Annotated in this window: 24 protein-coding genes; 4 read left to right on the forward strand and 20 right to left on the reverse strand. The window is 75.4% G+C overall.

All coding sequences use genetic code 11. The features are described 5' to 3' along the window. Positions 1-154: 154 nt before the first annotated feature. The 6 genes from ACI797_RS13065 to ACI797_RS13090 form a co-directional block, all read right to left on the reverse strand. Positions 155-1234 (reverse strand): amidohydrolase family protein, encoded by a 1080-nt coding sequence (locus tag ACI797_RS13065; protein WP_456859064.1) that lies wholly within the window; start codon positions 1232-1234, stop codon positions 155-157. Then, the gene (gene ffh, locus ACI797_RS13070; RefSeq protein WP_456859065.1) at positions 1231-2811 is read right to left on the reverse strand and encodes a signal recognition particle protein; all 1581 of its coding nucleotides are present in this window, start codon (positions 2809-2811) and stop codon (positions 1231-1233) included. The genes ACI797_RS13065 and ffh overlap by 4 nt, the downstream gene beginning before the upstream one ends. An 80-nt stretch (positions 2812-2891) precedes the next feature. Then, on the reverse strand, positions 2892-3080 hold the full coding sequence (locus ACI797_RS13075) for a hypothetical protein (RefSeq protein WP_456859066.1): 189 nt from the start codon (positions 3078-3080) through the stop codon (positions 2892-2894). Positions 3081-3203: 123 nt separating this feature from the next. Continuing rightward, positions 3204-5552, reverse strand: a complete 2349-nt coding sequence (locus tag ACI797_RS13080; RefSeq protein ID WP_456859067.1) for a [protein-PII] uridylyltransferase — start codon at positions 5550-5552, stop codon at positions 3204-3206. 112 nt (positions 5553-5664) lie between these two features. Further along, positions 5665-6003, reverse strand: coding sequence for a P-II family nitrogen regulator (locus ACI797_RS13085; protein ID WP_456540269.1), 339 nt, complete (start codon positions 6001-6003; stop codon positions 5665-5667). Next, on the reverse strand, positions 6000-7352 hold the full coding sequence (locus tag ACI797_RS13090; RefSeq protein WP_456859069.1) for an ammonium transporter: 1353 nt from the start codon (positions 7350-7352) through the stop codon (positions 6000-6002). Before ACI797_RS13090 ends, ACI797_RS13085 begins: the two co-directional genes overlap by 4 nt. Positions 7353-7664: 312 nt before the next feature. On the opposite strand from ACI797_RS13090, the gene nicT reads away from it, so the two are divergent. Then, entirely contained in the window at positions 7665-8780 is a 1116-nt protein-coding gene (gene nicT / locus ACI797_RS13095; protein WP_456859070.1) for a Nickel transporter NicT, read from the forward strand. Positions 8781-8787: 7 nt separating this feature from the next. On the opposite strand, the gene ftsY is transcribed toward nicT, so the two are convergent. Further along, a complete protein-coding gene (gene ftsY, locus ACI797_RS13100) occupies positions 8788-10041 on the reverse strand; it encodes a signal recognition particle-docking protein FtsY (protein ID WP_456859071.1) in 1254 nt (417 codons plus the stop codon). Between the two features lie 72 nt (positions 10042-10113). On the opposite strand from ftsY, the gene ACI797_RS13105 reads away from it, so the two are divergent. Then, positions 10114-11784, forward strand: a complete 1671-nt coding sequence (locus ACI797_RS13105; RefSeq protein ID WP_456859073.1) for an alkaline phosphatase D family protein — start codon at positions 10114-10116, stop codon at positions 11782-11784. Here ACI797_RS13105 and ACI797_RS13110 read toward each other — a convergent pair whose 3' ends face one another. Then, positions 11785-12063, reverse strand: coding sequence for a hypothetical protein (locus ACI797_RS13110; RefSeq protein ID WP_456859074.1), 279 nt, complete (start codon positions 12061-12063; stop codon positions 11785-11787). 86 nt (positions 12064-12149) lie between these two features. Between ACI797_RS13110 and ACI797_RS13115 the strand changes: the two genes are divergently transcribed. Both ACI797_RS13115 and ACI797_RS13120 read left to right on the forward strand, forming a co-directional pair. After that, positions 12150-13196: a LuxR C-terminal-related transcriptional regulator gene (locus ACI797_RS13115; protein WP_456859076.1), complete on the forward strand. Its 1047-nt coding sequence runs from the start codon at positions 12150-12152 to the stop codon at positions 13194-13196. Positions 13197-13242: 46 nt separating this feature from the next. Next, the gene (locus ACI797_RS13120) at positions 13243-14043 is read left to right on the forward strand and encodes an endonuclease/exonuclease/phosphatase family protein (RefSeq protein WP_456859077.1); all 801 of its coding nucleotides are present in this window, start codon (positions 13243-13245) and stop codon (positions 14041-14043) included. A gap of 13 nt (positions 14044-14056) precedes the next feature. Here the strand turns inward: ACI797_RS13120 and smc are convergent, their stop codons facing one another. The 12 genes from smc to ACI797_RS13180 form a co-directional block, all read right to left on the reverse strand. Next, a complete protein-coding gene (gene smc, locus ACI797_RS13125) occupies positions 14057-17629 on the reverse strand; it encodes a chromosome segregation protein SMC (protein ID WP_456859078.1) in 3573 nt (1190 codons plus the stop codon). Between the two features lie 86 nt (positions 17630-17715). Then, complete coding sequence (locus ACI797_RS13130; RefSeq protein WP_456540257.1) at positions 17716-17907, reverse strand: hypothetical protein; 192 nt, start codon at positions 17905-17907, stop codon at positions 17716-17718. A gap of 149 nt (positions 17908-18056) precedes the next feature. Beyond that, a complete protein-coding gene (locus ACI797_RS13135) occupies positions 18057-18326 on the reverse strand; it encodes an acylphosphatase (RefSeq protein ID WP_456859079.1) in 270 nt (89 codons plus the stop codon). Further along, on the reverse strand, positions 18323-19198 hold the full coding sequence (gene mutM / locus ACI797_RS13140) for a bifunctional DNA-formamidopyrimidine glycosylase/DNA-(apurinic or apyrimidinic site) lyase (RefSeq protein WP_456859080.1): 876 nt from the start codon (positions 19196-19198) through the stop codon (positions 18323-18325). Before mutM ends, ACI797_RS13135 begins: the two co-directional genes overlap by 4 nt. 4 nt (positions 19199-19202) lie before the next feature. Further along, positions 19203-19964, reverse strand: a complete 762-nt coding sequence (gene rnc, locus ACI797_RS13145; RefSeq protein WP_456859082.1) for a ribonuclease III — start codon at positions 19962-19964, stop codon at positions 19203-19205. A 19-nt stretch (positions 19965-19983) separates the two neighbouring features. Continuing rightward, positions 19984-20163: a 50S ribosomal protein L32 gene (rpmF, locus tag ACI797_RS13150; protein WP_456540253.1), complete on the reverse strand. Its 180-nt coding sequence runs from the start codon at positions 20161-20163 to the stop codon at positions 19984-19986. Between the two features lies 1 nt (position 20164). Next, the gene (locus tag ACI797_RS13155) at positions 20165-20677 is read right to left on the reverse strand and encodes a YceD family protein (RefSeq protein WP_456859083.1); all 513 of its coding nucleotides are present in this window, start codon (positions 20675-20677) and stop codon (positions 20165-20167) included. Between the two features lie 277 nt (positions 20678-20954). Beyond that, positions 20955-21656, reverse strand: coding sequence for a hypothetical protein (locus tag ACI797_RS13160; RefSeq protein ID WP_456859084.1), 702 nt, complete (start codon positions 21654-21656; stop codon positions 20955-20957). A gap of 79 nt (positions 21657-21735) precedes the next feature. After that, on the reverse strand, positions 21736-22218 hold the full coding sequence (gene coaD / locus ACI797_RS13165) for a pantetheine-phosphate adenylyltransferase (RefSeq protein ID WP_456859085.1): 483 nt from the start codon (positions 22216-22218) through the stop codon (positions 21736-21738). Then, on the reverse strand, positions 22215-22769 hold the full coding sequence (gene rsmD / locus ACI797_RS13170) for a 16S rRNA (guanine(966)-N(2))-methyltransferase RsmD (protein ID WP_456859087.1): 555 nt from the start codon (positions 22767-22769) through the stop codon (positions 22215-22217). Before rsmD ends, coaD begins: the two co-directional genes overlap by 4 nt. Then, positions 22766-24964: an ATP-dependent DNA helicase RecG gene (gene recG, locus ACI797_RS13175; protein ID WP_456859090.1), complete on the reverse strand. Its 2199-nt coding sequence runs from the start codon at positions 24962-24964 to the stop codon at positions 22766-22768. Before recG ends, rsmD begins: the two co-directional genes overlap by 4 nt. After that, on the reverse strand, positions 24961-26568 hold the full coding sequence (locus tag ACI797_RS13180) for a DAK2 domain-containing protein (protein WP_456859093.1): 1608 nt from the start codon (positions 26566-26568) through the stop codon (positions 24961-24963). Before ACI797_RS13180 ends, recG begins: the two co-directional genes overlap by 4 nt. Positions 26569-26737: the final 169 nt, after the last annotated feature.

The following is a 26737-nucleotide window of genomic DNA, read 5'->3' on the forward strand; positions in this document are numbered from 1 at the left end:
TCGACGAGGTCGAGGCCGGCACCCCGATCCTCGACGCCCTGCCGGTCCTCGACGAGCCCATCACCGCCTTCGGCGAGGCCTGCGTGGCCGCCGGGGTCAGCGTCTGAGCGCAGCGGAGTCCGAGGACCGCACTTCCCGCGCCCTCGGACTCCGCTCAGACGATGCGGCCGCGCAGGATGCGCAGCGCGGGGCGGGCCAGCACGTCGAGGTCGGCGCACGGGTCGGCGTCGTAGACGACGACGTCGGCCAGCGCCCCCTCCTCCAGGCACGGCAGCCCGAGCCAGTCCCGGGCGGCCCACGACCCGGCCGCCAGGGCGGCCTCGGCGGGCAGCCCGGCCGCCGCGAGGGCCCGGATCTCGTCGGCGATCCGGCCGTGCGCGATCCCGCCGCCGGCGTCGGTGCCGGCGAACACGGGCACGCCGGCGTCGTACGCGGCCCGGACGACGGCGCCGGCCGAGGCGTGCAGCCGGCGCATCGTGGAGGCGTACGCGGGGAACTTCTGCTCCCCCGCCGCGGCGAAGCCGGGGAAGTTCTCGACGTTGACCAGCGTGGGGACGACGGCGGTGCCCCGGGCGGCCATCCGGCCGATGAGCTCCTCGGTCAGCCCGGTGCCGTGCTCGATGCAGTCGATGCCGGCGTCGATGAGGTCGGGCAGCGCGTCGGTGCCGAAGGTGTGCGCCGTGACCCGCGCGCCCGCGGCGTGCGCGGCGGCGATCGCGGCCTCCACCGCCTCGCGCGGCCACTCGGGGGCCAGGTCGCCGACGCCGCGGTCGATCCAGTCGCCGACCAGCTTCACCCAGCCGTCGCCGCGGCCGGCCTGCGTGGTCACCTCGGCGGCGAGATCGGGGGGCGCGACCTCGACGGCCACGCCGGGCATGTAGCGGCGCGGCGCCGCGACGTGCCGGCCGGCGCGGATGATCCGCGGCAGCTCCGGGTCGTCGTCGAGGGAGCGGGTGTCGACCGGGACGCCGCAGTCGCGCAGCGCGAGGACGCCGGCGTCGCGCTCGGCGATGGCCTGCGCGCGCAGCTCCGCGGGGTCCTCCACGGGGGCGCCGCCCGGGCCGATGCCGACGTGGCAGTGGGCGTCGACCAGGCCGGGCAGCAGCCAGCCGCCGCGGCTGACCGTCTCGGCGCCGGGCACCGGGTCGAAGGTGATCCGCCCGTCGCGCACCCACAGGTCGCGGTGCTCCCCCTCGGGGAGGACGACACCGGCGAGGTGGACGGCGGGGGTCACCGGCCGCCGTCGTCCTTGAACTGGTCGAAGTTGAGCTTGGACAGGTCGGGCAGGCCCTGACCCGGGGGCAGGCTCGGCATGCCGCCGGGCATCCCGCCGGGGAAGCCGCCGGCGCCGCCGGGGAAGCCACCCGGCAGCCCGCCGGGCGCGCCCATGGGCCGGCGGGCGGGGCCGCTCTTGCCCTTCCCCTTGCCCTTCTTGCCCTTCTTCGACTGGGCCTGCATCTGCCGGCCCCGGGCCTTCTTCGACATGGGGCCCATCCCGGGCAGGCCCATGCTGCCGGCCATCTGGCCCATCATCTTCTGGGCCTGCGCGAAGCGCTCCAGCAGCTGGTTGACGTCGGTGACGCTCACGCCCGAGCCGTTGGCGATCCGGACCCGCCGCGAGGCGTTGATGATCTTGGAGTTGACCCGCTCCTCCGGCGTCATCGAGCGGATGATCGCCGCGGTCCGGTCGAGGTCGCGGTCGTCGATCTGCTTGAGCTGCTCCTTCATCTGCCCGGCGCCGGGCAGCATGCCGAGCAGGTTGGCGATCGGGCCCATCTTGCGGATCGCCATCATCTGCTCGAGGAAGTCCTCGAGCGTGAAGCCCTCGCGGCTGACGAGCTTGCCGGCCATCTTCTCGGCCTGCTCGGCGTCGAAGGCCTGCTCGGCCTGCTCGATGAGGGTGAGCACGTCTCCCATGCCGAGGATGCGCGAGGCCATCCGCTCGGGGTGGAAGACGTCGAAGTCGGTGAGCTTCTCGCCGGTGGAGGCGAACATGATCGGCTGCCCGGTCACGTAGCGGACCGAGAGCGCGGCACCACCGCGGGCGTCGCCGTCGAGCTTGGTGAGCACGACGCCGGAGAAGCCCACGCCGTCGCGGAAGGCCTCGGCCGTGGTGACGGCGTCCTGACCGATCATCGCGTCGACGACGAACAGCGTCTCGTCGGGCTGGACGACGTCGCGGATCGCCGCGGCCTGCGCCATCAGCTCGGCGTCGATGCCGAGGCGGCCGGCCGTGTCGACGACGACGACGTCGTGCATGGTGCGGCGGGCGTGGTCGATCGAGTCGGCCGCCACCCGCACCGGGTCGCCGATGCCGTTGCCGGGCTCGGGCGCGAACACGTCGACCCCGGCCTGGCCGGCGACGATCGACAGCTGGTTGACCGCGTTCGGGCGCTGCAGGTCGGCGGCCACGAGCAGCGGCGTGTGCCCCTGCGACTTCAGCCAGCGGCCCAGCTTGCCGGCGAGCGTCGTCTTGCCGGAGCCCTGCAGGCCGGCGAGCATGATCACCGTCGGCGAGGTCTTGGCGAACCGCAGCCGGCGGGTCTCGCCGCCGAGGATGCCGATGAGCTCCTCGTTGACGATCTTGATGACCTGCTGCGCCGGGTTCAGCGCCTGCGAGACCTCGGACCCGCGGGCCCGCTCCTTGATCGCGTTGATAAACGCCCGCACCACGGGCAGCGCGACGTCGGCCTCGAGCAGCGCGATGCGGATCTCCCGCGCCGTCGCGTCGATGTCGGCGTCGGTCAGCCGACCCTTGCCCCGCAGGCCGGTGAAGACCTTGTCCAGGCGGTCGGAGAGCGTCTCGAACACAGCACGTCCTCAGCAGAGATTCCGGGCACGGCCGAGCCGCGCCTCCTGCAGCCAGGGTATCCAGGCGGCTGCGGGAAAGCTCAGGCCGCGCGGGTCAGCCGCATCGCGACCACGGGGACGACGTCGCCGACCACCAGCGCGGTGCCGCAGTCCGCGCACGCCCACTCGGGGCACTCGCTGCCGTCCCCGGTGTGGCCGTCGACGCACGGCGGCTGCACGAAGTCGCGGTCGTCGCCGCAGGTCGGGCAGGGCCAGGTCCGGCTCTCCACGAGAACTCCCCCTCGTCGCTCGGCGGGACCGGTCCGTCCCGCGGCGTCGACACTCGCACGACCCACCGACGGGAGCCGGGAACCCGGCCCGGCGTGTCGCGCGACAGGACGGGGTCGCGTGCGCTAGGAGACGTCGGCCGGAGCCCCCCGCGCGGCGTCGACCAGCGCCGCCTCGACCCGCTGCCGCTGCTCGGCGTCGATCGGCCGCCCCTCGGGGTTCACCACGTAGAAGCTGTCGGCCGCGTCGGCGCCGAAGGTCTCGATCCGGGCGGAGGTCACGTCGAGCCCCTCGTCGGCGATCGCGGCGGTGAGCCGGTACAGCAGCCCCGCCCGGTCGCCGGCGCGGACCTCGACGATGCCCGTGGCCACGCCGCTGACCTCCGAGTCGTGCCACGAGATGCGCGGTGGCGCGCTGCGCCCGCCGTTCTGCCGGTAGTCGGCCTCCCGCTGGCGCAGCCGGTCGGCGAGCGAGAGCGTGCCCTCCAGCGCCGCCCGCACGCCGTCGGCCAGGATCTCGGGCACCGGCGCCCGCCCGAACCGCGGGCGCACGGCGAAGACGGCGGTCGCGTGCCCGTTCTCCGCCGACACCTTGGCCGCCCGCACGTCGAGCTGGTTGAGCGCGAGCACCCCGGCCAGGACGCTGAACAGGCCGTGCTGGTCGGGTGCGCCGATGGTCACCTGCTGGCCGTCGGCGACGTCCTCCACGCCGACGGTCAGCGCGCCGGGGCCGCCCGGCGCCGTCGCGCTCACCTGCGGCTCGGTGGGGTGCAGCACCGGCTCCGGATCGTCGGCCGCCGTCGTGCCGAGCCGCGCCTGCACCCGGGCCACGAGCCCGGCGACGAGGTGCGCCTTCCACGGCGACCACGCCGAGGCGCTGGTCGCCGCGCCGTCGGCCTGGGCGATCGCGTGCAGCAGCTGCAGCACCGCCGGGTCGCGGCCGATCGTGCCGGCCACCCGGTCGACCGTCGCCGGGTCGTCGATGTCGCGCCGGGTGGCGGTGTCGGGCAGGAGCAGGTGGTGCCGCACGAGCGCGGCGACCGTGGCGACGTCGGCCGGGGTGAACCCCATCCGCGCGGCGATGGCGGCGGCGATCGGCTCGCCGACGACGCTGTGGTCGCCGGGCCAGCCCTTGCCGATGTCGTGCAGCAGCGCCCCGACGAGGAGCAGGTCGGGCCGGTCGACGTCGTGGGTGAGCTCGGCGGCGGCCGCGGCGGCCTCCACGAGGTGCCGGTCCACGGTGAAGCGGTGCCACGGGTGCCGCTGCGGCAGCGAGCGCACCCGGTCCCACTCCGGCAGCAGCCGGGCGAGCAGACCCTCCTGGTCGAGCTGCTCCAGGACGGCGACGGCGGGCCGGCCGCTGGCCAGCAGTCTGAGGAACCACCAGCGCACCTCGGCCGGCCAGGGCTCCGGCAGCGGCGGCGTGTGCACCGCGAGCACCTTGAGCGTGTAGGGCGACAGCGGCACGTCGGCCCGGGCCGCGGCCGCCGCGGCGCGCAGCAGCAGCCCGGGGTCGGCGGCGGGCTTCGCGTCGCGGGCCAGCACGACCTCGTCGCCCTGCCGGACGACGCCGTCGGCCAGCGGCTCGCGGCGGACCCGGCGGTAGCGGCCGCGGGGACGGCGGACGAGCGCCGCGTCGACCCGCCGCCACGTCTCGTCGGCGACGAAGGCCAGCCGGCGCCCGGCCAGGCTCACCTCGCGCAGCAGCGCGTCCTCGTCGGCCAGCCCCAGGGCGTCGGCCACCGGCCGCTGCTCCTGGCGGACCAGGACGTCGCCGGGCCGGCCGCTGCGCCGGCGCAGCTCGTCGCGGACGTCGAGCAGGAAGGCGTAGGCCTGCTCGGCCTCGGCGGTCGGCTCGTCGGCCAGCTGGGCGGCGGCGATGGCGCGCAGCACCTGGCCCTCGCGCAGGCCGCCGTAGGCCTCCTTGAGGTCGGGCTCGAGGAGGAAGGCCAGCTCGCCGACCTGGCGGGCCCGGCCGCGCCGCAGGTCGCGCAGCTGCGGCAGCAGCTTCGACGCCGAGGCGCGCCAGCTGGCCAGCGTCGCCGCGCGCAGGCCGGCGGCCAGCTCGGGATCGCCGGCGACGAGGCGGGCGTCGAGGAGCCCCAGCCCGGCCTTGACGTCGGCCGAGGCGACCGAGACCGCCTCCGACACCGACCGCACCGAGTGGTCCAGGCGCAGGCCGGCGTCCCAGATCGGGTACCAGACGGCGTCGGCGAGGGCGGCGATCTCCGGCCGGCCGTCGTGGACGAGCACCAGGTCGAGGTCGCCGTGCGGCGGCGGCTCGCGCCGGCCCAGACTGCCGACGGCGACGAGCGCGAGGCCCTCGGTGCCGGAGCGGGGCGGCGGAGCCCCGCGGCGCTGCTTCGGCGGCGGCGTCCCCGCCGCGGCGTCGGCCAGCAGGCCGGTCAGCCAGGAGTCCAGCGCCGCCACCCGCTCGGCGCGGAGCATCCCCGGCAGCGCCTCGATGTCCAGCACGTCGTCCCCTCTGCGCGACCGGTCCGGCCTCGGTGGAAGTGCGTCGGCCGGGGCGACGGGTTGCCCCGCTGCCCCGGCCGACGGGTGTCCTCAGCTGCTCACGCAGCCCTGCTCAGAGCGCGTCGTCCCCGCGCTCGCCGGTGCGGACCCGGACGATCTCGTCGATCGTGGTGACCCACACCTTGCCGTCGCCGATCTGCCCCGTGGAGGCGGCCTCCACGACGGCGTCGACGACGCGGGCGGCGTCGAGCTCGCTGACGACGACCTCGATGCGGACCTTCGGCACGAAGTCCACCTGGTACTCCGCCCCTCGGTAGACCTCGGTGTGCCCCCGCTGGCGGCCGAAGCCCTGGACCTCGCTGACCGTGAGGCCGGCGATCCCGATCAGCTCGAGGGCGTTCTTCACGTCGTCGAGCTTGAACGGCTTGATGATGGCGGTGACCAGCTTCACGCCCCGACCCCTTCCGTGCTACGGGCCGAGACGGACGTCTGGCCGGTGACCGATGCTCCCCCACCGCCGCCGAGCGACGCGAAGTCGTACCCCGACTCGGCGTGCACGGCGGTGTCGATGCCGCTGACCTCGTCCTCCTCGGAGACCCGGAAGCCCATGACCTTCTGGATGGCGAAGCCGATGACGAAGGTGACCACGAAGGAGAACACCAGGACGGCGAACGCGCCGATGGCCTGCCGCCACAGCTGGTCGACGCCGCCGCCGTAGAAGAGCCCGTCGACGCCGGCCGTGGTGGCCGCCGAGGCGAACAGGCCGACCGCGAGGGTGCCCCACAGGCCACCGACGAGGTGGACGCCGACGACGTCGAGCGAGTCGTCGTAGCCCAGCTTGTACTTCAGGCCGACGGCGAGGGCGCAGAGGACGCCGGCGATCAGGCCGACGAGGATCGCGCCGACCGGCGTGACCGAGGAGCAGGCCGGCGTGATCGCGACCAGGCCGGCGACGACACCGGAGGCGGCGCCCAGCGAGGTGGCGTGGCCGTCGCGGATCTTCTCCGTGGCCAGCCAGCCCAGGGCCGCGGCGGAGGTCGCGACCAGGGTGGTCACGAACACCTCGGCGGCCTGGCCGTTGGCCGCCAGCGCCGAGCCGGCGTTGAAGCCGAACCAGCCGAACCACAGCAGGCCGGCGCCGGCCATGACCAGCGGCAGGTTGTGCGGCCGCATGGGGTCGCGGCCGAAGCCGCGGCGCTTGCCGAGCACCAGGGCGAGGGCGAGGCCCGCCGCACCGGCGTTGATGTGCACCGCGGTGCCGCCGGCGAAGTCGATCGCGAGGAGGCTGTTGGCGATCCAGCCGCCGGTCTCGGACTCCGCGCCGTCGAAGGCGAAGACCCAGTGCGCGACCGGGAAGTAGACGACCGTGGCCCAGATGCCCGCGAAGACCATCCAGGGGCCGAAGCGGGCGCGGTCGGCGATCGCCCCGGAGATCAGCGCGACGGTGAGGATGGCGAACATCCCCTGGAAGGCGACGAAGGCCATCGACGGGACGGTGAAGACGAGCTCGGTGGCCGCGAAGCCGTTGTCGATGCCCTCGGTGCCGAGCAGGCCGGAGAGGCCGAAGAACTCGAAGGGGTTGCCCAGCAGGCCGCCGCCGACGTCGTCGCCGAACGCCATCGAGTAGCCGTAGAGGACCCACAGGACGCCGATCAGCGCGAGTGCCCCGAAGCTCATCATCATCATGTTCAGGACGCTCTTCGCGCGGACCATGCCGCCGTAGAAGAGCGCCAGGCCGGGGGTCATCAGCAGCACCAGGGCGGCGCTGGCGAGAACCCAGGCGGTGTCGCCGGTGTCCACGGCAACCTCCTGACGGGATCGGTGGCCGTCACGGGGACGGCCACGAGGAAGGACGGACCCGGGACCACGGGGGCGCACCGGGGACGGATGGGTGGGGCCGGCGCCCCCGTCCCTGGGGGCGACGTGGCGTTCACGGTGCCGTCGACCTGTTTCGCCTGGGCGCGCGACGCTGTTTCGGGACGGTGAACTCCGCGCCGCGTGTCCGGCCCCCGTGTTCCAGTCGTGTTGCGCACGCTCCGATCCGTGGCGGGGCCCACACGGCGACCGACCCTGCGGGGTGTTGTTGCAAGTCGTTCGCACTAAGGTCGGGGCGTGCACCCAGCCGGCGCGACCGCCCCGCCCCCGTCCGCCGCGACCAGCCGCCGGTTCTCGGGGCGCGACCGGCGGGCCATCGCGGGAATGACCGCGTTCGTGCTCCTGCTGCACGTCATCGGCTGGGGTGTACTGGTCCTCGCGGTCGCCCCACACGGCTACAGCCTCGGCAGCACGGGCGTGCTGGGCGTCGGGGTCGGCCTGACGGCCTACATGCTGGGCGTGCGACACGCCTTCGACGCCGACCACATCGCCTCGATCGACAACACCACGCGCAAGCTCGTCGGCGAGGGGAAGTCCTCGGTCTCTTCCGGGTTCTGGTTCTCCCTCGGGCACTCGTCCGTGGTGTTCGGCGCCGCCCTGCTGCTCGTCCTCGGGGTCCGCTCGGTCGCCGGTGTGGTGCAGGACGAGGACTCCGGCGTGGGCCAGGCACTCGGCCTCGTCGGGACGGTCGTCGCCGGCGTCTTCCTCCTGCTCATCGGCCTGATGAACCTCGTCGCCGCGATCGGCATCGCCAAGGTCTTCCGACAGATGCGCAGCGGGGAGTTCGACGAAGCGGAGCTGGAGCGCCACCTGCACAACCGCGGCTTCCTCGCTCGGTTGCTCGGGCGCGTGACCCGGCGGGTGAGCAAGCCGTGGCACCTCTACCCCGTCGGGCTGCTCATGGGGCTGGGCTTCGACACGGCCACCCAGGTCGCGCTGCTGGTCCTCGCCGCGGGATCGGCCGCCTTCGTCCTGCCCTGGTACGCGATCCTCGTGCTGCCCGTGCTGTTCGCCGCGGGCATGAGCCTGTTCGACACCGCCGACGGCATCCTCATGTCGCGGGCCTATGGCTGGGCGTTCCTCAAGCCGGTCCGCAAGGTCTTCTACAACCTGACCGTCACGCTGCTGTCGGTCACCGTCGCCCTCGTCATCGGCACGCTCGTGCTGGCCGGGCTCCTCGTCGACCGGTTGGGCGTCGAGTCGGGTCCGCTCGCCTGGGCGGCGTCGTTGGACCTCGAGTTCGTCGGGATCGCCACGGTCGGCCTCTTCGCCGTCGCCTGGGGAGCGGCCCTGGCCGTCTGGCGGTTCGGGCGCATCGAGCAGCGCTGGGCGCCCGAACCGGCAGACGGCTAGGACGGCGCTAGGCGGCCCGGTCGGTCTCCGCGCCGCCGACCAGCGCCTCGGCGAACGCCTGCGGCTCGAACGGCGCGAGGTCGTCGGGCCCCTCGCCCAGGCCGATGAGCTTGACCGGGATGCCGAGCTCGCGCTGCACCGACACGACGATGCCGCCCTTGGCCGTGCCGTCGAGCTTGGTGAGGACGACGCCGGTGACGTCGACGGCCTCGGTGAACACCCGGGCCTGCACGACGCCGTTCTGGCCGGTGGTCGCGTCGAGCACGAGCAGCGTCTCGGTGACCGGCGCCTGCTTCTCCACGACGCGCTTGATCTTGCCCAGCTCGTCCATCAGCCCGGACTTGGTGTGCAGCCGCCCGGCGGTGTCGACGACGACGGTGTCGACCTCGCCCTCCATCCCGGTGCGCACCGCCTCGAACGCGACCGACGCCGGGTCGCCGCCCTCGCGCCCGCGCACGGTGAGGACGCCGACCCGCTCGCCCCACGTCTCCAGCTGGTCGGCGGCGGCGGCGCGGAACGTGTCGGCGGCGCCGAGAACGACGCTCTTGCCGTCGCCGACGAGGACGCGGGCGATCTTGCCGACCGTCGTCGTCTTGCCGGCGCCGTTGACCCCGACCACCAGGACGACGCCGGGCTTGCCGTCGTGCCGGTCGACGCCGAGGGAGCGGTCGAGGTCGGGGCCCAGGACGCCGGTGAGCTCGCGCACCAGCAGCTCGCGCAGCTGCTCGCCGGAGGCCGTGGCCAGCACCATGGACTGGGTGCGCAGCCGCTCGACGATCTGCGTGGTGGCGGCGACGCCGACGTCGGCGGTGAGGAGGGTCTCCTCGATCTCCTCCCAGTCGTCCTCGGTCAGCTTCTCGCGGGCCAGGACGGTGAGCAGGCCGCGGCCGAGCGAGGACTGCGAGCGGGCCAGCCGGGAGCGCAGGCGCACCAGGCGGCCGGCCGAGGGCAGCGGCGTCTCGAAGACCAGCCCCGGCTCGGGCTCGGCCGGCGGCAGCTCGACCTCGGGCGCCGCCTCGGGCTGCACGGTGTCGGGCTGGACCTGGTCGGCGGTGGCGGGTCGGGTGGGCGGCGGCGCAGCGGTGGCGCCCGACGGCTTCTCGGTCGGCGGCGCCTGGGGCGGGCGGGGACGGGTCAGCGTCGTGCCGCTCGCGGCGTCGTCATCCAGACGGGTGGTCCTCCGGCCGCGGTTGACGAGCAGCCCGACCCCGGCGATCAGCGCGACCACCAGGATCGCGATCGCGATGAGCACGAATTCCATGCCCCGATCCTCCCAGCACCGGGAGTGCGGGAGCTGGGCGAAACACGGGTTGGTAGGGAAAGGTGTCCGGTCGTGACCGCACCCGCCGACGGCGACACCCCCGTCCTGCTGCTCGGGCCGCTGCTGCGGCACGTCGACCCGGTGTCGGCGACCGTGTGGGTCGAGACCGACCGGCCGTGCGAGGTGTCGGTGCTGGACCGCCGCGCCCGCACGTTCTGCGTCAGCGGGCACCACTACGCCCTGGTGCTCGTCGAGGACCTCCAGCCCGGCTCGACCACGCCCTACGAGGTGCACCTGGACGGCGTGCGGGTGTGGCCCTCGGCGGCGTCGTCCTTCCCGCCCAGCCGGATCCGCACCCCGGGCCGGCCGGGGCCCTTCCGGATCGCGTTCGGCTCCTGCCGCTACGCCTCGCCGACGACCGTCGACGTCCGGGAGGGCATCCCGCCGGACGCGCTCGACGCCTACGCCACGCAGGTGGCCGCGACGCCGGAGGACGAGTGGCCCGACGCCCTGGTCCTGCTCGGCGACCAGGTCTACGCCGACGAGCTGACGCCGCACACCCGCCGGTGGCTGCGCCTGCGCCGCGGCGAGGAGGTGCGGCCGGACGCGCAGATCTCCGACTTCGAGGAGTACACCCGGCTCTACGCCGAGTCGTGGAGCGATCCGCAGGTGCGCTGGCTGCTCTCCACCATCCCGTCGTCGATGATCTTCGACGACCACGAGATGATCGACGACTGGAACACCTCCCGTGCGTGGCGCGACGAGGTCGCCACGTCGGACTGGTGGGAGGAGCGGATCAGCGGCGGGCTGGTCAGCTACTGGGTCTACCAGCACCTGGGCAACCTCAGCCCGCAGGAGCTGGCCGACAACCAGACCTGGCAGGCGGTGCGCGCGCTCGGCGACAGCGGGTCGGACGACGCCGAGCCGATCCTGCGCAAGATGGCGCACCAGGCCGACGCCGAGCCGGTCGGCGTCCGCTGGAGCTACGTGCGGCACTGGGGCAGCGCCCGGATGATCATGGTGGACAGCCGCGCCGGGCGGGTGCTCGACGAGCAGGACCGGCAGATGCTCGACGACGACGAGTTCGACTGGGTCGAGGCCGCCATGCGCCGCGCCGTCGAGGAGGACGTCGAGCACCTGGTGATCGGCACCTCGCTGCCCTGGCTGCTGCCCCCGGCGATCCACAACCTCGAGCGCTGGAACGAGACGCTCAACGTCCGGCACGAGGGACGCCCGCTCGGCCGTCTCTCGGAGAAGCTGCGGCAGGCCTCCGACCTGGAGCACTGGGCGGCGTTCGGCCGGTCCTTCGAGCGGATGGGGGCGGCGCTGGTCGCGCTGGCCCGCGGGGAGCACGGCCGGGCGCCGGCCAGCGCGCTGGTCCTCTCCGGCGACGTCCACCACGCCTACGCCGCGGAGCTGGTCGAACCGGGCGGGCTGACCACGCGGGTGCACCAGCTGACCGTCTCGCCGCTGCACAACCAGGCGCCGCACCCGATCCAGGTCGGCTTCCGGATCGGCTGGAGCCGGTGGGCGCGCAAGCTCACCGCCGGGATGGCCCGGCTGGCCCGCGTCCGGCGGATGCCCTACGCGTGGCAGAAGCAGGCCGGCCCCTTCTTCGGCAACCAGCTCGGCGAGCTGGTGCTCGACGGCCGGGAGGCCCGGTTCGTCCTGTGGCTCACCGACCACGACGGGGGTGCGGAGGGACTGCGCCGGGTGCTCGACCTGCCGCTGACCGACGCCTGATCAGACCGGTTCGAGGATGCGCGTGCGCGGTGTGCCGGACAGCGCCGGGGAGCTGTGCCGGGACGCCCAGACCGTCGTCTCCAGGAACGCCAGGAACCGCCGCGCCTCCTCCGGGGTCGCGAAGTCCAGGTCGACCACGACGTAGCGGGCGTCGTCGACGGGGTGCCGCACCCGCTCGCCGCGGACACCGGCGCGCCGCCGGTGCTCGGCGAAGCGGTCGTAGGCGTGCCGCCAGGTGACGAGGTCGGTGACCGGGTGCTCGATGTGCAGGGTGACCATGGCGGCGAGGCTAGGAAGCGGCCGCGGCGGGTTCCATCCCAGGGATGTGGGGTTCCGTCGCGGCCGGACGTCCCTACCCTGCCCTCGTGGCCGGGTCGGCGGCGGCGCGGGAGCGGGTCGAGCGGATCTGCGCGACCGGTGCGGACGCCCGCACCCTGCGGCTGCGCGTGCTCGCCGAGCTGCGCCGCGCCCTGGGGTTCGACGCCCACGCCTGGGTGCTCACCGATCCGCGGACGCGGGTGGGCTGCGCCCCGCTGGCCGACGTCCCGTGCCTGCCCGAGCTGCCGCGACTGGTCCGCCTGCGCTACCTCACCGCGCTGAACCGGTGGACCGGCCTGCCGTCGCCGGTCGCGTCGCTCGCCGCGGCCACCGGGGGCGACCTGGCGCGCAGCCGGCTGTGGCGGGAGCTGCTGTGCCGGTACGACGTCGCCGATGTCGCCACGGTGGTGTTCGCCGACCCCTTCGGCACGTGGGCGTTCCTCGAGCTGTGGCGGCAGCGCCCGCGCACCTTCGGGCCGGACGACGTGGCGTTCCTCGGCTCCCTCACCCCCGCCGTCACCGCCGCCCTGCGCCGCGGCCAGGCGCGGACCTTCGCGGCGGCCGCCCCGGTCGAGGACGTCGGCGGGCCGCTCGTGCTGCTCCTCTCGCACGACCTCGAGGTGGTCCGCCGGACCCCCGGCACCGAGGATGCGCTCCGGGTGCTGGTCCCCCGCGACGACGGCGGCCCGCCCGTGCCCGCCGGCGCCTACAACGTCGCGGCCCAGCTGCTCGCCGTCGAGGCCGGCGTCGACGCCGCGCCGCCGCGTGCGCGGGTGCACCTGGCCGGCAACCGGTGGCTCACGCTGCGCGCGGCCCGGCTGGACGGCGACGGGCCCGCCGACCTCCGCGACATCGCCGTCACCGTCGACCGCTCGAGCGCGGCCGAGCGGCTGTCGCTGTTCGCCCGGTGCACGGGGCTGAGCGCTCGGGAGACCGAGCTGCTCCGGCACCTCGCCACCGGCGCGGACACCCGGGACGTGGCGGAGCGCATGTCGGTCTCCCCGAACACGGTGCAGGACCACCTGAAGTCGGTGTTCGACAAGACCGGCACCCGCAGCCGCCGGGCGCTCCTGGCCCGCGTCCTCGGCGTCTGACCGGCCCGACCGCACCGTCGACGTCCCGGGCTTGAGAACCTGGGGCATGACCAAGCCCGCCCCCGGTCCGGACCAGCCGCCGATCCCGGTGCGGCTGGTCACGTTCAACATCCGCCACGGCGCCGGGCACGACGACCGCGTCGACCTGCCCCGCCTGGCCAAGGTCCTGCAGGCCGCCGACGCCGACGTCATCTGCCTGCAGGAGGTCGACCGCTACTACGGCGCCCGCAGCGAGGACGTCGACCAGGCCCTGCTGCTCTCCCGCGCGCTGGACATGCAGCTGGCCTGGGGTCCGGCGATCGACGAGCCGCGCAGCGGCGACCGCCCGGACAAGGAGTACGGCAACGCGCTGCTGTCGCGGCTGCCGATCCTGGTCAGCGACGTCCACCCGCTGCCCGGCGACGGCGAGCCGCGCAGCGCCCTGCGCACCCTCGTCGAGCTCGACGGCGGCACGCTGTGGGTGACGACGACCCACCTCAGCCGCGGGTCGGCCGACCAGCGGCGGGCGCAGCTGGCCGCGATCGCCGCGCTGCACACCGAGCGCATGGCCGGCGGGGTCGTCGTCGGCGACTTCAACACCGCCCCCGACGCCCCCGAGCTGGCGGCGCTGCAGCCGCTGTTCACCGACGCCTGGGAGCTGGCCCGCGAGCGCGGGGACCGCGCCGGCTGGCGGTTCTGGCAGCACGACGAGGGGTTCACCCACCCGGCCGGCTCCCCGCACCGGCGGATCGACCAGGTCTGGGTGACCGCGGGCGTCGCGGTCGCCTCGGCGCAGGTGCTCGACGGCCAGGGCGCCTCGGACCACCTGCCCCTCGCCGTCGACCTCGAGGTCCGCTCCGGGGTGTGAGGCGTGGGTCGCCTCAGGCCGATTCGAGCTCGGGCTCGCGCAGGCGCTGGCTGATGACGCCGGTGATGCCGTCACCGCGCATGCTCACGCCGTAGAGGGCGTCGGCGATCTCCATCGTCCGCTTCTGGTGCGTGATGACGATGAGCTGCGAGGTCGCCCGCAGCTGCTCGACCAGGGTGAGCAGCCGGCCGAGGTTGACGTCGTCCAGGGCGGCCTCGACCTCGTCGAGGACGTAGAACGGCGAGGGTCGCGCCCGGAAGATCGCCACGAGCAGCGCGACGGCGGTCAGCGAGCGCTCGCCGCCGGAGAGCAGCGAGAGCCGCTTGACCTTCTTGCCCGGCGGCCGGGCCTCGACCTCGACGCCGGTGGTGAGCATGTCCTCGGGGTCGGTGAGCACCAGCCGGCCCGAGCCGCCCGGGAAGAGGACGGCGAAGACCTGCTCGAACTCCCGCGCCACGTCGGCGAAGGCGTTCGCGAAGACGTCGTGGATGCGCTCGTCGACCTCGCGGACGACCGTGAGCAGGTCGCGGCGGGTGGCCTTGAGGTCCTCCAGCTGGGTGGCGAGGAAGCCGTGCCGTTCCTCCAGCGCCGCGAACTCCTCCAGCGCCAGCGGGTTGACCTTGCCCAGGGTGACCAGGTCGCGCTCGGCCTTGGCGGCGCGGCGCTCCTGGACGGCGCGGTCGTAGACGGTGGGCGCCGGCTCGGGTTCCCCCGCCGCCTCGGCCGCGGCGGCCTCCTCCGCCGCCGGCGGGACCGGCGCGGCCGGCCCGTACTCGGCGATCAGCGTCGGCAGGTCGACGCCGAACTCCTCGGCGGCGCGGGTCTCCAGCGACTCGATGCGGTAGCGCTGCTCGGCGCGGGCGACCTCGTCGCGGTGCACCTCGTCGGTGAGCCGGTCCAGCTCGGCGGTGGCGGTGCGCACCTGCGCGCGCACCTCGAGCAGCTCGGCCTCCCGGCCGGTGCGGGCCGCGGCCAGCGCGTCGCGCTCGGCGGCGGCGCGGGTCAGCGAGGTCTCGAGCGCCGCCAGCGCGACCTCGGCGTCGGCCCGGACGGCGGCCGCGACGCGCGCGCCGCGCTCGCGGGCGGCCCGGGCGGCGGCGGCGCGCTCGCGGGCGGCGCGCTCCTGGCGGGCCTGGCGGCGCAGCGACTCGGCGCGCCCGGACAGCGCCCGCGCCCGCTCCTCGGCGGTGCGGACCGCCAGCCGCGCCTCGGTCTCCGACTGGCGGGCGGCGGCGACCTCGAGGCGCAGCCGGTCGCGTTCCTCGGTCGACGGCTCCTCCTCGACCGGCTCCGCCTCGGCGGCGGCCAGCCGGGCCTCGAGCCCGGTCAGCTTCGCGGCGGTGGTCTCCAGGGCCTGCTCGGCGCGCACCCGGGCGGCCGCGGACCGCTCGGCCTCCGCCGCGGCGGACCGGGCGGCGGCGCCCAGCTCGGCCAGCGCGGCGGCCTCGGCGGAGCGGCTCTTGTCGGCGGCCTGGCGTGCGGCGAGGGCGGCGTCGACGTCGGCGGAGCGGGCCGTGGCCAGCTCGCGGGCGGCGGCGAGCTGCTCGGCGAGCTCGGCGGCGCGCCGCTCGGCGGCGCGCAGCTCGGCCTCGGCCTCGTCCACCCGGGCGCGCACCTCCAGGCCGGAGGGGGCGTCGGTCTGGCCGCCGACGGCCCAGTCGGCGCCGACCAGGTCGCCGCCGCTGGTGACCGCCCGGACGCGGGGGTGGGTGCGCACGAGGGCGACCGCCGCGTCGAGCGTGGGGACGACGGCGACCCGCTCCAGGGCCCGCGCGAGCGCCGGCTGCAGGTCGTCGGGGGCGGTGAGCAGGTCCAGCGCCCAGCGGACGCCCTCGGGCAGCTCTGGCCAGCCGTCGCGCGGCACCGGCGGCAGCCCGGCGGTGACCAGCAGGCCGGCGCGGCCGCCGTCGGTGTCCTTGAGGTGCCGCAGGGCGCCGGCGGCCTCGGCGACACCGGCGACGACGACGGCGTCGGCCATCCCGCCGAGCGCGGCCGCCACGGCGACCTCCCACCCGGCGTCGACCGACAGCTGCTCGGCGACCGGGCCGAGCACGCCCGGCAGCCCGGCGGTGAGGACGGTGGCGGCGCCGTCGGCGGGTGCGAGGCCGAGGGCGAGGGCGTCGCGACGGGCCCGCCACGAGGCGCGGTCGCGCTCGGCGGCCCGCTCGGCCTCGGCCAGCTCGGTGACCCGCTTCGCCGCGGTCCGGTGCGCGGCGACGGCGTCCTCGTGGGCGGCGACCAGCGCGAGGTCGCCGTCCTCCTGCTCGGCGACGGCGCCGCGGCGCTCGGCGAGCCGCTCGGCAGCGACGTCGGCGCGGTCGGCGGCCTCGCCGGCGGCCAGCGCGAGCCGCTCGATCTCGGCCTCGCCGGCGCCCACCTTCGAGCGGGCGGCGGCGACCTCGCCGGAGAGCCGGGCCAGCCGCTCGCGGCGGTCGGCGATCGCCCGCGCGGCGGCGACGACGGCGCGCTCGGCCTCGGTGAGCGCGGCCTCCAACCCGGCGCGTCCGGCGACGACCGCGGCCAGGCGCCCGCGCTCGGCCTCGACCTTGGCGGCCAGCTCGGCCTCGGTCGCGGCGGTCCGGTCGGCCTCGGCCTCGAGCTGGTCGGGGTCGCGGCCGGTGCCGGCTGTCGGGACGGCGGCGGAGAGGTGGCGGTGCCGCTCGGCGGCCAGCTGGCCGATCCCGCGGAAGCGCTCGCCGAGGGCGGAGAGGCGGTACCAGGTGTCCTGGGCGGTCTGCAGCCGCGGCGCGTCGGCGGCCAGGGCCGACTCCAGGGCCGACTCGCGCCGGGAGACCTCGGCCAGCTGCGCCTCGACGGTGCTGCGGCGGGCTCGGGCGGCGGCCTCGTCGGCGACGTCCTTGTCCAGCGCGTCGCGCAGCTGGACGAGGTCGTCGGCGAGCAGCCGCAGGCGCGCGTCGCGCAGGTCCGCCTGCACGCTCGCCGCCCGGCGGGCCACCTCGGCCTGCTTGCCCAGCGGCTTGAGCTGGCGGCGCAGCTCGGCGGTGAGGTCGGCCAGCCGGTCGAGGTTGGCCTGCATCCCGTCGAGCTTGCGCAGCGCCTTCTCCTTGCGCTTGCGGTGCTTGAGGACGCCGGCGGCCTCCTCGACGAAGGCGCGGCGGTCCTCGGGGCGACCGGAGAGGACGGCGTCGAGCTGGCCCTGGCCGACGATGACGTGCATCTCGCGACCGATCCCGGAGTCGCTGAGCAGCTCCTGGACGTCGAGCAGCCGGACCTTGTCGCCGTTGATCTCGTACTCGCTCTCGCCGGAGCGGTACATGCGGCGGGTGATCGACACCTCGGTGTAGTCGATCGGCAGGGCGCCGTCGGCGTTGTCGAGCGTGAGGGTCACCTCGGCCCGGCCCAGCGGCGGGCGGCCGGCGGTGCCGGCGAAGATGACGTCCTCCATCTTGCCGCCGCGCAGGCTCTTGGCCCCCTGCTCGCCCAGGACCCAGGCGATGGCGTCGACGACGTTGGACTTACCGGACCCGTTGGGGCCGACGACGGCGGTGATCCCCGGCTCGAGCCGCAGCGTGGTGGCGGACACGAAGGACTTGAAGCCCTTCAGCGTGAGGCTCGACAGGTGCACGGGAACTGGATCTTAGCCGCGATCTGCCTTCCGACCTCGGCCTTCCGGGGCCGGAGGGTGGTGTGGTGCGACTGTGACGGACGAGTTCAGGCCAGCGCCGGCTCGGCGCTCTCGTCCGCCAGCTTCATCAGCTCCGACGCGATGTGCGCGTCGCGCTCGGCGCGCAGCTGAGCGACTTCCTGCTCCAGCCGGCGCACCTTCGCCCGCAGGACGGCGTTCTCCTCGGCTACTCGGAGCTCCGCGGGTGCGACGACGTGACCGAACAGGGCCTTGGCCATGACTGAGGCGGCCTTTCCGCAGCGTGGAATCGGTCCCTGCGCCCCGGGAAGCGGTCGGCGCGGGAGTGGTGACTCCAGGGTGACAGGACAGGACACGCAGGTCAACGCCAAGAATGCCTACTCACCGTGTCGTGGCGGTGTCGCATTTGTCACAGCACGGTGAAGCGCCGAACCCCCTGCACCGGCTCGTGCCGGACGTCCACCCGGGTCGGGCTGCCGGGCGCCCGCGGGCCGTCGAGCTGCGCGACGACGCGCGCCACCGCGTCGTCCGCGCCCTCCAGCACGACCTCGACCCGGCCGTCGGGGAGGTTGGTCGCCGAGCCGGTGAGCCCGGCGTCCTCGGCCAGGCCGCGCACGAAGTACCGGTAGCCGACGCCCTGCACGTGCCCCGACACGACGGCGACGGTCCGGACGCTCATGCGCGTCGAGCGCGCGGCCGCGGCTGGCAGCGCGGGCAGCTGTAGCTGGAGCGGTTCATGAACGACTCGCGGCGGATCGGCGTCCCGCAGCGCGGGCACGGCCGGTCGGCCTGGCCGTAGACGGCGAGGAAGCGGGAGAAGTAGCCGCTCTGCCCGTTGACGTCGACGTAGAGGGAGTCGAACGACGTCCCGCCCTGGGCCAGCGCCTCCCCCAGCACGTCGCGGACCCCCTCGAGCAGCGCGGCGACCTGCGGCCGGGTCAGCTTGTCGGTGGGCCGGGCGCCGTGCAGCTGGGCCCGCCACAGCGCCTCGTCGGCGTAGATGTTGCCCACGCCGCCGATCAGCGTCTGGTCGAGCAGGGCGCGCTTGACCTCGGTGTGCCGGCGCCGCAGCTTCTCGCTGAACCCGGCCTCGTCGAAGGAGGGGTCCAGCGGGTCGATCGCGATGTGCGCCAGCCGCGGCGGGATCCCGTCCCCCTCGGCGTCCTCGACGGCCAGCCCGCCGAAGGTCCGCTGGTCGACGAAGCGCAGCTCCCGGCCGCCGTCGGTGAAGGTGAACCGGGCGCGCAGGTGGGTCTCGTCGGGCTGGGAGGGCTTCTCGACCAGCAGCTGGCCGCTCATGCCCAGGTGGCCGACGAGGGCCCGGCCGCTGGGCGTGCCGTCGGGCTCGGCGAGCGGGAGCCACAGGTACTTGCCGCGGCGGTGCGCCGCGGTGAGCGTGCGGCCGGTCAGCGCCGCGACGAAGTGGTCGGTGCCCTCCAGCTGCCGGCGGACCGCGCGCGGGTGGTGCACCTCGACGGCGGCCACGGTGCGCCCGGCCACCCACTGCTCCAGCCCGCGCCGGACGACCTCGACCTCGGGCAGTTCGGGCACGGTGTCAGGCCTCCGCGGAGATGGTCCGCCACGCGGCCTCGGCGGCCTCCTGCTCGGCGGCCTTCTTGGTCCGGCCGGCGCCCTTGCCGTAGACGGTGCCGGCGAGGACGACGGCGGCGGTGAACGTCTTGGCGTGGTCGGGGCCGTCGTCCTCGACCACGTAGCTGGGCGGGCCGAGCCCGCGGGCGGCCCCGAGCTCCTGCAGGCTGGTCTTCCAGTCCAGGCCGGCGCCCCGGGTGGCCGCCTGCACGAGCAGCGGGTCGAACAGCCGGTGCACGATCGCGCTCGCGGTGTCCAGGCCGCGGCCCAGGTGGATGGCGCCGATCAGCGCCTCGAGCGCGTCGGCGAGGATCGAGTCCTTCTCCCGGCCGCCGGTGGTCTCCTCGCCGCGGCCCAGCAGCAGCTGCGGGCCGATGCCGCCGTCGCCGAGCGACCGCGCCACCCGGGCCAGGGAGGTCATGTTGACCACCGAGGCGCGCAGCTTGGCCAGCTGCCCCTCGGGCAGGTCGGGCTGGCTGCGGTAGAGCTCGTCGGTGACCACCAGGCCCAGCACCGAGTCGCCGAGGAACTCCAGGCGCTCGTTGGTGGGCAGGCCGCCGTTCTCGTAGGCGTAGGAGCGGTGGGTCAGCGCCAACGCCAGCAGGCCGCCGGGCAGCACGACCCCGAGGGCGTCGTGCAGCCAGGCGGCCGCGGCGTCGGCGTGCTCCTGCCCAGCCGGGGACGTGCCGCCGTCCGGGCCCTGGGACGGTCCGGCAGCGGTGGCCACGGCGAGCGGGGTCAGCAGGTCAGACGGAGAGGACCTGGCGGCCGGCGTACTGGCCGCAGTTCGGGCAGGCGGTGTGCGGCGGCTTCAGCTGGCCGCAGGCACGGTTCGGGCACGGGGTGAGGGACGGCGCGCTGGCCTTCCACTGCGAGCGCCGGGCGCGGGTGTTGGAGCGGGACATCTTCCGCTTCGGGACGGCCACGTCAGTTCTCCTCTGGGTTGTCCGCGCCGGGGGTGCCCGACGGGGAAGCGAATCGGTCGGCGAGCCCCGCCCAGCGGGGGTCGACGACCTCGTGCGAGTGGTCGGCAGGCAGGTCGTCGAGGCGCTGGCCGCAGTCGGCGCAGAGCCCGGAGCAGTCCTCGCTGCAGACCGGCGAGAGCGGCAGGGACAGCACGACGAGGTCGCGCACCATGGGCTCGAGGTCGATGCGGTCGTTCTCGACGAGGCGGACCTCGTCCTCCTCGCTCGTCTCCTCGGTGGTGCTGCCCTCGTAGGCGAACAGCTCCTGGACGTCGAGCTCGAGGGTGTCCTCGACCGGGTCGAGGCAGCGGGCGCACGAGCCGACGACCGGGACGTCGACCTCGCCGGAGACCAGCACGCCCTCCATGACCGACTCGAGGCGCAGCCGCAGCCGGACCTCGGCGCCCCCGGGGACGCCGATCAGCTCGACCTTCCAGCCGTCGGGGGCGGGCAGCACCTTCTCGAAGGGCTGCATCGACCCGGCCCGTCGGCCGAGTTCGCGCAGCTCGACGACCCAGGGGTTGCCTGCGGGACGCCGGACGTCGGTGGACGCGGCGCCTGGGCGGTGCGGAACTGGGGCAGGCATGTCGGTACTCGCGGTCGGGATCAGGAGGGTCGGCCGGCCGGGCGGGGTGCCGCCGGCGCTCGGACCGGCCTACGAGACTACCCGATGCCGGGAGGCGAGGTGGTGGAGCGGCCCCCGTGCAGGGCCCGCCGCGAGCTCGCGAGCGGTGGGGGGCACGGGGGCCCTTCTAGGAGCGGAGGCTGCCCCGGGCCGCCTCGACCGAGCGGAGCATGCGCTCCAGCGTGCTGCCGAAGTCGGCCAGCCGGGTGTCGACGTACTCGTCGACCTCGGCGCGCATGCGGGTGACCTCGGCGACCGTCCGGGCGCCCAGCTCGTCGGAGCGGGCCACCGCCGTGCGGTAGACCTCGGTCTCGGTGACCAGCTGCGCGTGCTCGGCGTGCGCGGCGGCCAGGATCTGCTCCTGCTGCTCGCGGGCCTGGGCCAGCAGGGCCTCGGCCGCGGCGCGCGCCTCGGCGACGATCTGCTCGGCCTCCGCGTCGGCCTGGGCGAGGACCTCCTCGGCCTCCGCGCGCGCCTCGGCGATGAGCTCGTCGCGCGACCGGCGGGCCATGCCGAGCACCTCGTCGCGGGTGCGCTCGGCCTCGTCGACCATCTGCGCGCTCTCGGCCCGGGTGGCCTCGGTCAGCCGCTCGGCCTCGGCCTGCGCCTGCTCGAGGATCTCCGTGCGCTGCTCGACGATCCGGCCGGCCCGCTGCACCTCGGCCGGCAGCGTCTCGCGCAGGTCGTCGAGCAGGTCGAGCAGGTGGTCGCGGGGCACCATGCAGGAGCCCGACATCGGCACGCTGCGGGCGTTCTCGATGACCGTGGTGAGCTCGTCGACCGTCTCGTACAGCCGGTAGACGACCTCGGTCGAATGGCTCCGCGTCACGCCCCCTCCTCGCTAGCGCTCGTCGTGGTCGTGCGGGGGCGTGCTGCGTCCCTGCGTGAGCTCGCACGCCCGGTCACGTTCAGCTCCCGCCGTTGCGCAGGTGCACCAGCCGGTCGAGGACCGCCTTGGGCACCAGGGTCGAGACGTCCCCGCCGAACTGCGCGATCTGCTTGACCAGGCTCGAGGACAGGTGGCCGACCTGCGGCGCCGTCGGGACGAAGAGCGTCTCCACGCCGGCGAGCTCGCGGTTCATCTGCGCCATCTGCAGCTCGTACTCGAAGTCGCCCACGGCGCGCAGGCCCTTGACGATCACCGGGATGCCGTGGGCGCGGCAGTAGTCGACCAGCAGCCCCTGGAAGCTGTCGATCCGCACGTTGGGCAGCTCGGACACCGCGTCGCGGAGCAGCTCCATGCGCTCCTCGACGGTGAACAGCCCGGCCTTGCCGGGGTTGACGAGCACCGCGACGACCAGCTCGTCGTACAGCGCGGCGGCCCGGGTGATGACGTCGACGTGGCCGTTGGTGACCGGGTCGAACGATCCGGGGCAGACGGCACGCCTCACGGCAAGCGACCGTACCGGAGCAGCGCCTCTCCGTAGCGGCGGTTCCGCAGTCCGGTCAGGGGTGTCGGCCACTCCCACGGCTCCTCCCGCGCCGACCGCTCGACGACGACGACGGCGCCGCCGGCCAGCCACCCGCCGGTGACCAGCGCGCGGAGCACGCCGAGCACCTCGTCGGCGGTCGTGGCGTAGGGCGGGTCGGCCAGCACGAGGTCGAACGCGCCGAGCGACGCCGTGGCGACCACCGAGGGCACCGAGCCGGCGACGACGCGGGCGCCGGGCAGGCCGACCGCGGTCACGTTGGCCCGGAGGACCGGCAGCACGCGCGGTCCGGACTCGACGAGCACGACCTCGGTGGCGCCGCGGGAGAGCGCCTCCAGCCCGAGCGCCCCCGAACCGGCGTACAGGTCGAGCACCCGGGCGCCGTCGAGGTCGAGCAGCGAGCCGAGGGAGTTGAACAGGCCCTCGCGGGCCCGGTCGCCGGTGGGGCGCACGCCCGACGGCGGCACCTTGAGCCGCCGCCCGCCGGCCGCGCCGGCGATGACGCGGGTCATGCCTTCTCCAGCCACTCCGCGCGCTCGTCGGTGGCCAGCGCGGCCACCTCGGCGGCGAGGCCGGGGTGGTCGGCCAGGCCGCGGTCGGTGGCCAGCAGCGCGTTCGCCTCGGCACGGGCGGTCGCGATGAGCTCCTCGTCCTCCAGCAGCGACAGCAGCTTGACCCCCGACCGGCTGCCGGACTGCGCGGCGCCCAGGATGTCGCCCTCGCGCCGGGTCTCGAGGTCGAGGCGGGCCAGCTCGAACCCGTCGGAGGTGGCGGCCACCGCGGCCAGCCGCTGCCCGGTGGGCGAGGACGTGGGCGCGTCGGTGACCAGCAGGCACAGCCCCTGGTGCTTGCCGCGGGCGACCCGGCCGCGCAGCTGGTGCAGCTGGCTGACGCCGAACCGGTCGGCGTCCATGACCACCATCACGGTGGCGTTGGGCACGTCGACGCCGACCTCGACCACGGTGGTGGCGACCAGGACGTCGAGGTCGCCGGCGGCGAAGGCGCGCATCCGGGCGTCCTTCTCCTCGGGCGTGAGCCGCCCGTGCAGCACGTCCAGCCGCAGGCCGGCGAGCGGCCCGGCGCGCAGCATCTCGGCGACGTCGAGCACGGCCAGCGGGGGCCGGCGGTCGCCGCCGCGGCCCTCGTCGTCGGCGGGGGCGCCGTCGTCGGCGTCGGGCTCGTCGGCGTCGGCGCCGTCCTCGCCGATGCGCGGGCAGACGACGTAGGCCTGCCGCCCCTCGGCGACCTCCTCGCGCAGGCGCGCCCAGGCGCGGTCCAGCCAGGCCGGCTTCTCACCGGCCGGCACGACCGAGGAGGCGACGCCGCCGCGGCCGCTCGGCAGCTGCCGCAGCGTGGAGGTCTCCAGGTCGCCGTAGACGGTCATCGCGACCGTCCGCGGGATCGGCGTCGCGGTCATGACCAGCACGTGCGGCGGCCGGTTGCCCTTGGCCCGCAGGGCGTCGCGCTGCTCGACGCCGAAGCGGTGCTGCTCGTCGACGACGACCAGGCCGAGGTCGGCGAAGTCGACGCCCTCCTGCAGCAGGGCGTGCGTGCCGATCACGATGCCCGCGCTGCCGTCGGCGACGGCGGCCCGGGCCTCCCGGCGGGCGGCGGCCTTCTGCGACCCGGTCAGGAGCACCACCCGGGTCCCCTCGGGGTCGCCGTCGAGCTCGCCGGCCCGGCCGAGCGGGCCGAGCAGCGCGGAGATGCCGCGGTGGTGCTGGGCGGCGAGCACCTCGGTGGGCGCCAGCAGCGCCGCCTGCCCACCGGCGTCGACGACCTGCGCCATGGCCCGCAGCGCCACGACGGTCTTGCCCGAGCCGACCTCGCCCTGCAGCAGCCGGTGCATCGGCTGCTCCTCCGCGAGCTCGGCGGCCAGCTCCTCCCCCACGGCCCGCTGACCGTCGGTGAGCGCGAACGGCAGCGCGGCGTCGACGGCGTCGAGCAGGCCGCCGGCCGTGCGCGGGCGGGCCACGCCGGGCTCGAGAGCCGCGGCCCGGCGGCGGGCGGCGAGGGTCAGCTGCAGGACGAGCGCCTCGTCCCACTTGAGCCGGTGCTGGGCGCGCTCCACGTCGTCGGCGGAGGTGGGGCGGTGGATGTCCAGCAGCGCCGCGTCGAGGGACAGCAGGCCGTGGCGCGCCCGCACCTCCTCCGGCAGCGGGTCTGTGACGATCCCACCGAAGCCGCCGGGCGAGTCGAGCAGCAGCTTGAGCGAGCGCTGGATCACCCAGCTCGAGACGTCCTTGCTGGCCGGGTAGATCGGGATGAGCGCGCGGGCCCAGTCCTCGTCGTCGTCGCCGGTGAGCAGGTGGAAGTCGGGGTGGGCGAACTGCAGCTTGCTGCGGTACTGCCCGACGGTGCCGGCGAACAGTCCCCACGCGCCCTCGCGCAGCGACCCGTGCTTGCGGTTGAAGAAGACCAGCTGCATGGAGTTCGCGCCGTCGCCGACGGTCACCTCGGTCATGCTGCCGGGGCGGTTGCGCATCCTGCGCGACTCGACCTTGCGGATCTGCGCGAGGACGGTCACGCGGTCGCCGACCTGCAGGTCGTCGAGCCGCGCGATCTCGCCGCGCCGCGCGTAGCGGCGCGGGTAGTGGCGCAGCAGGTCGCGCACCGTCCGCAGCTCCAGCGACTCCTCCATCGCCTGCGCGGTCTTGGCGCCGAGGACCTTGGACAGCGGGGTGTCCATGGTGATGCCGACCTTCACTCGACCCCCACGAGCAGCGGGACCCCGGGCGGTGCGCCGTGGTACCGGGCCACCTCGACCGTCGGGTGCACGGTGGCGAGGTGGGCGCAGACGGTGTCGCCCAGCGCCTGGTCGGCCCCGACGACGAGCGTGGCGAGCTCGCCCCCGGCGGAGAGCAGCCGGTCGAGCAGCTCGCAGGCGACCGCCGGCAGCTCCGGGCCGACGACGACGACGTCGCCCTCGGCCGAGCCGAGCGCGTCACCGGGCCGGCAGCGGCCGGCGGAGGTCAGCGCCTCCTGCTCGGCGACGGTGACCTCGGCCCAGCGCGTGGCCGCGGCCGCCTCGGCCATGGCGATGACGTCGTCGCCGAAGCGGCGGCCCGGGTCGGCGACGGCGATCGCGGCCAGGCCCTGCACCGGCGAGCGGGTGGGGACGACGGCGACGTCGCGGCCCTCCTCGCGGGCCCGCTCCGCGGCGCGGGAGGCCTGCGCGGTGAGCGCGGCGTCGTTGGGCAGGACGACGACGTCCGCGGCGGTGCAGGCGAGCACCTCGGCCAGGACGTCGTCCTCGGCGACCCCGTCGGGACCGCAGGTGACCACCCGGACGCCCTCGCCCGAGAACAGCTCGGCGAGGCCGGGGCCGGGGACGACCGCCACGATCGCGCGGGTGCCGGGCACCGGCGCCGGCGGCCGCACGGGGGCCAGCGGGGTGACCGAGATCCGGTAGGGGCGGCCGGCCTCGATGCCCGCCTCGATCGCCGCACCGATGTCGGTGACGTGCACGTGCACGTTCCACTCCCGGCCGGTGGGGGTGTCGACGCCCACGACGACGAGGCTGTCGCCGAGCGCGGCGAGGCGCTCCTGCAGCCGGGTCACCGACTCCTCGTCGGCCTCGGCGAGCAGGTACTGCACCTCGCTGCCGGGGCCGGCCGGGGGCTGGTGCGGCGGGTCGTCGTGGCGGTGCGCGGGGGCCGGCGAGCGGCGGGCCAGCGGCGGCCGGGCCGGCTCGACGCCGGTGACGGTGGTGACCAGCGCGTCGAGCACCAGGCAGAGACCTGCACCGCCGGCGTCGACCACCCCGGCGTCGCGCAGCGCCGCCAGCTGGTCGGGGGTGGCCTCCAGGGCGGTCCGGGCGCCGTCGGCGGCGGCTCGGACGACGTCGGCGAGCGCGGTGCGCCCCGCGTCGACGGCGGCGACCGCCGCCCGGGCGCCGCCGCGGGCGACCGTGAGGAAGGTGCCCTCCTCGGGGTCGGCGACCGCGGCGTAGGCGGTGTCGGCGGCCTTCTGCAGCGCGAGGGCGAGCGTGGGGCCGTCGGCAGGGACCTGACCGGCGAGCTGGTCGGCCAGGCCGCGGAAGAGCTGGGCGAGGATCGTCCCGGAGTTGCCGCGGGCACCCAGGACGGCGCCGCGGGCCAGCACCGCCCAGCTGGACTCCGCCGTCGCCCCGCCGGCCGCGTCGAGGGCGGCCAGCGCCGCCTGCGCGGTCAGCAGGAGGTTGGTGCCGGTGTCGCCGTCGGGCACCGGGAAGACGTTGAGGTCGTCGAGGCGGGCGCGGGCCTCGGACAGCGCGACGCACGCGGCCCGGCACCACCGGCCGGCCGCCTCCTCGTCGAGCGCCTGCAGCACGGCCGGAGGGTACCCAGGAAGGGCGACGGAGCCGCCGGATCGTGGGGATCGGCGCCCGCTCGGGTGCCTGCGGCGACGTCCTCGCCGGGGAACGGTTAGACTGACCGACGGACTTCTTCGCGGGCGCTCTCGCGCACCGCTGATCTGCAACGACCCCCTGGGAGTGATC

Source organism: Geodermatophilus sp. SYSU D00691, assembly GCF_054050275.1.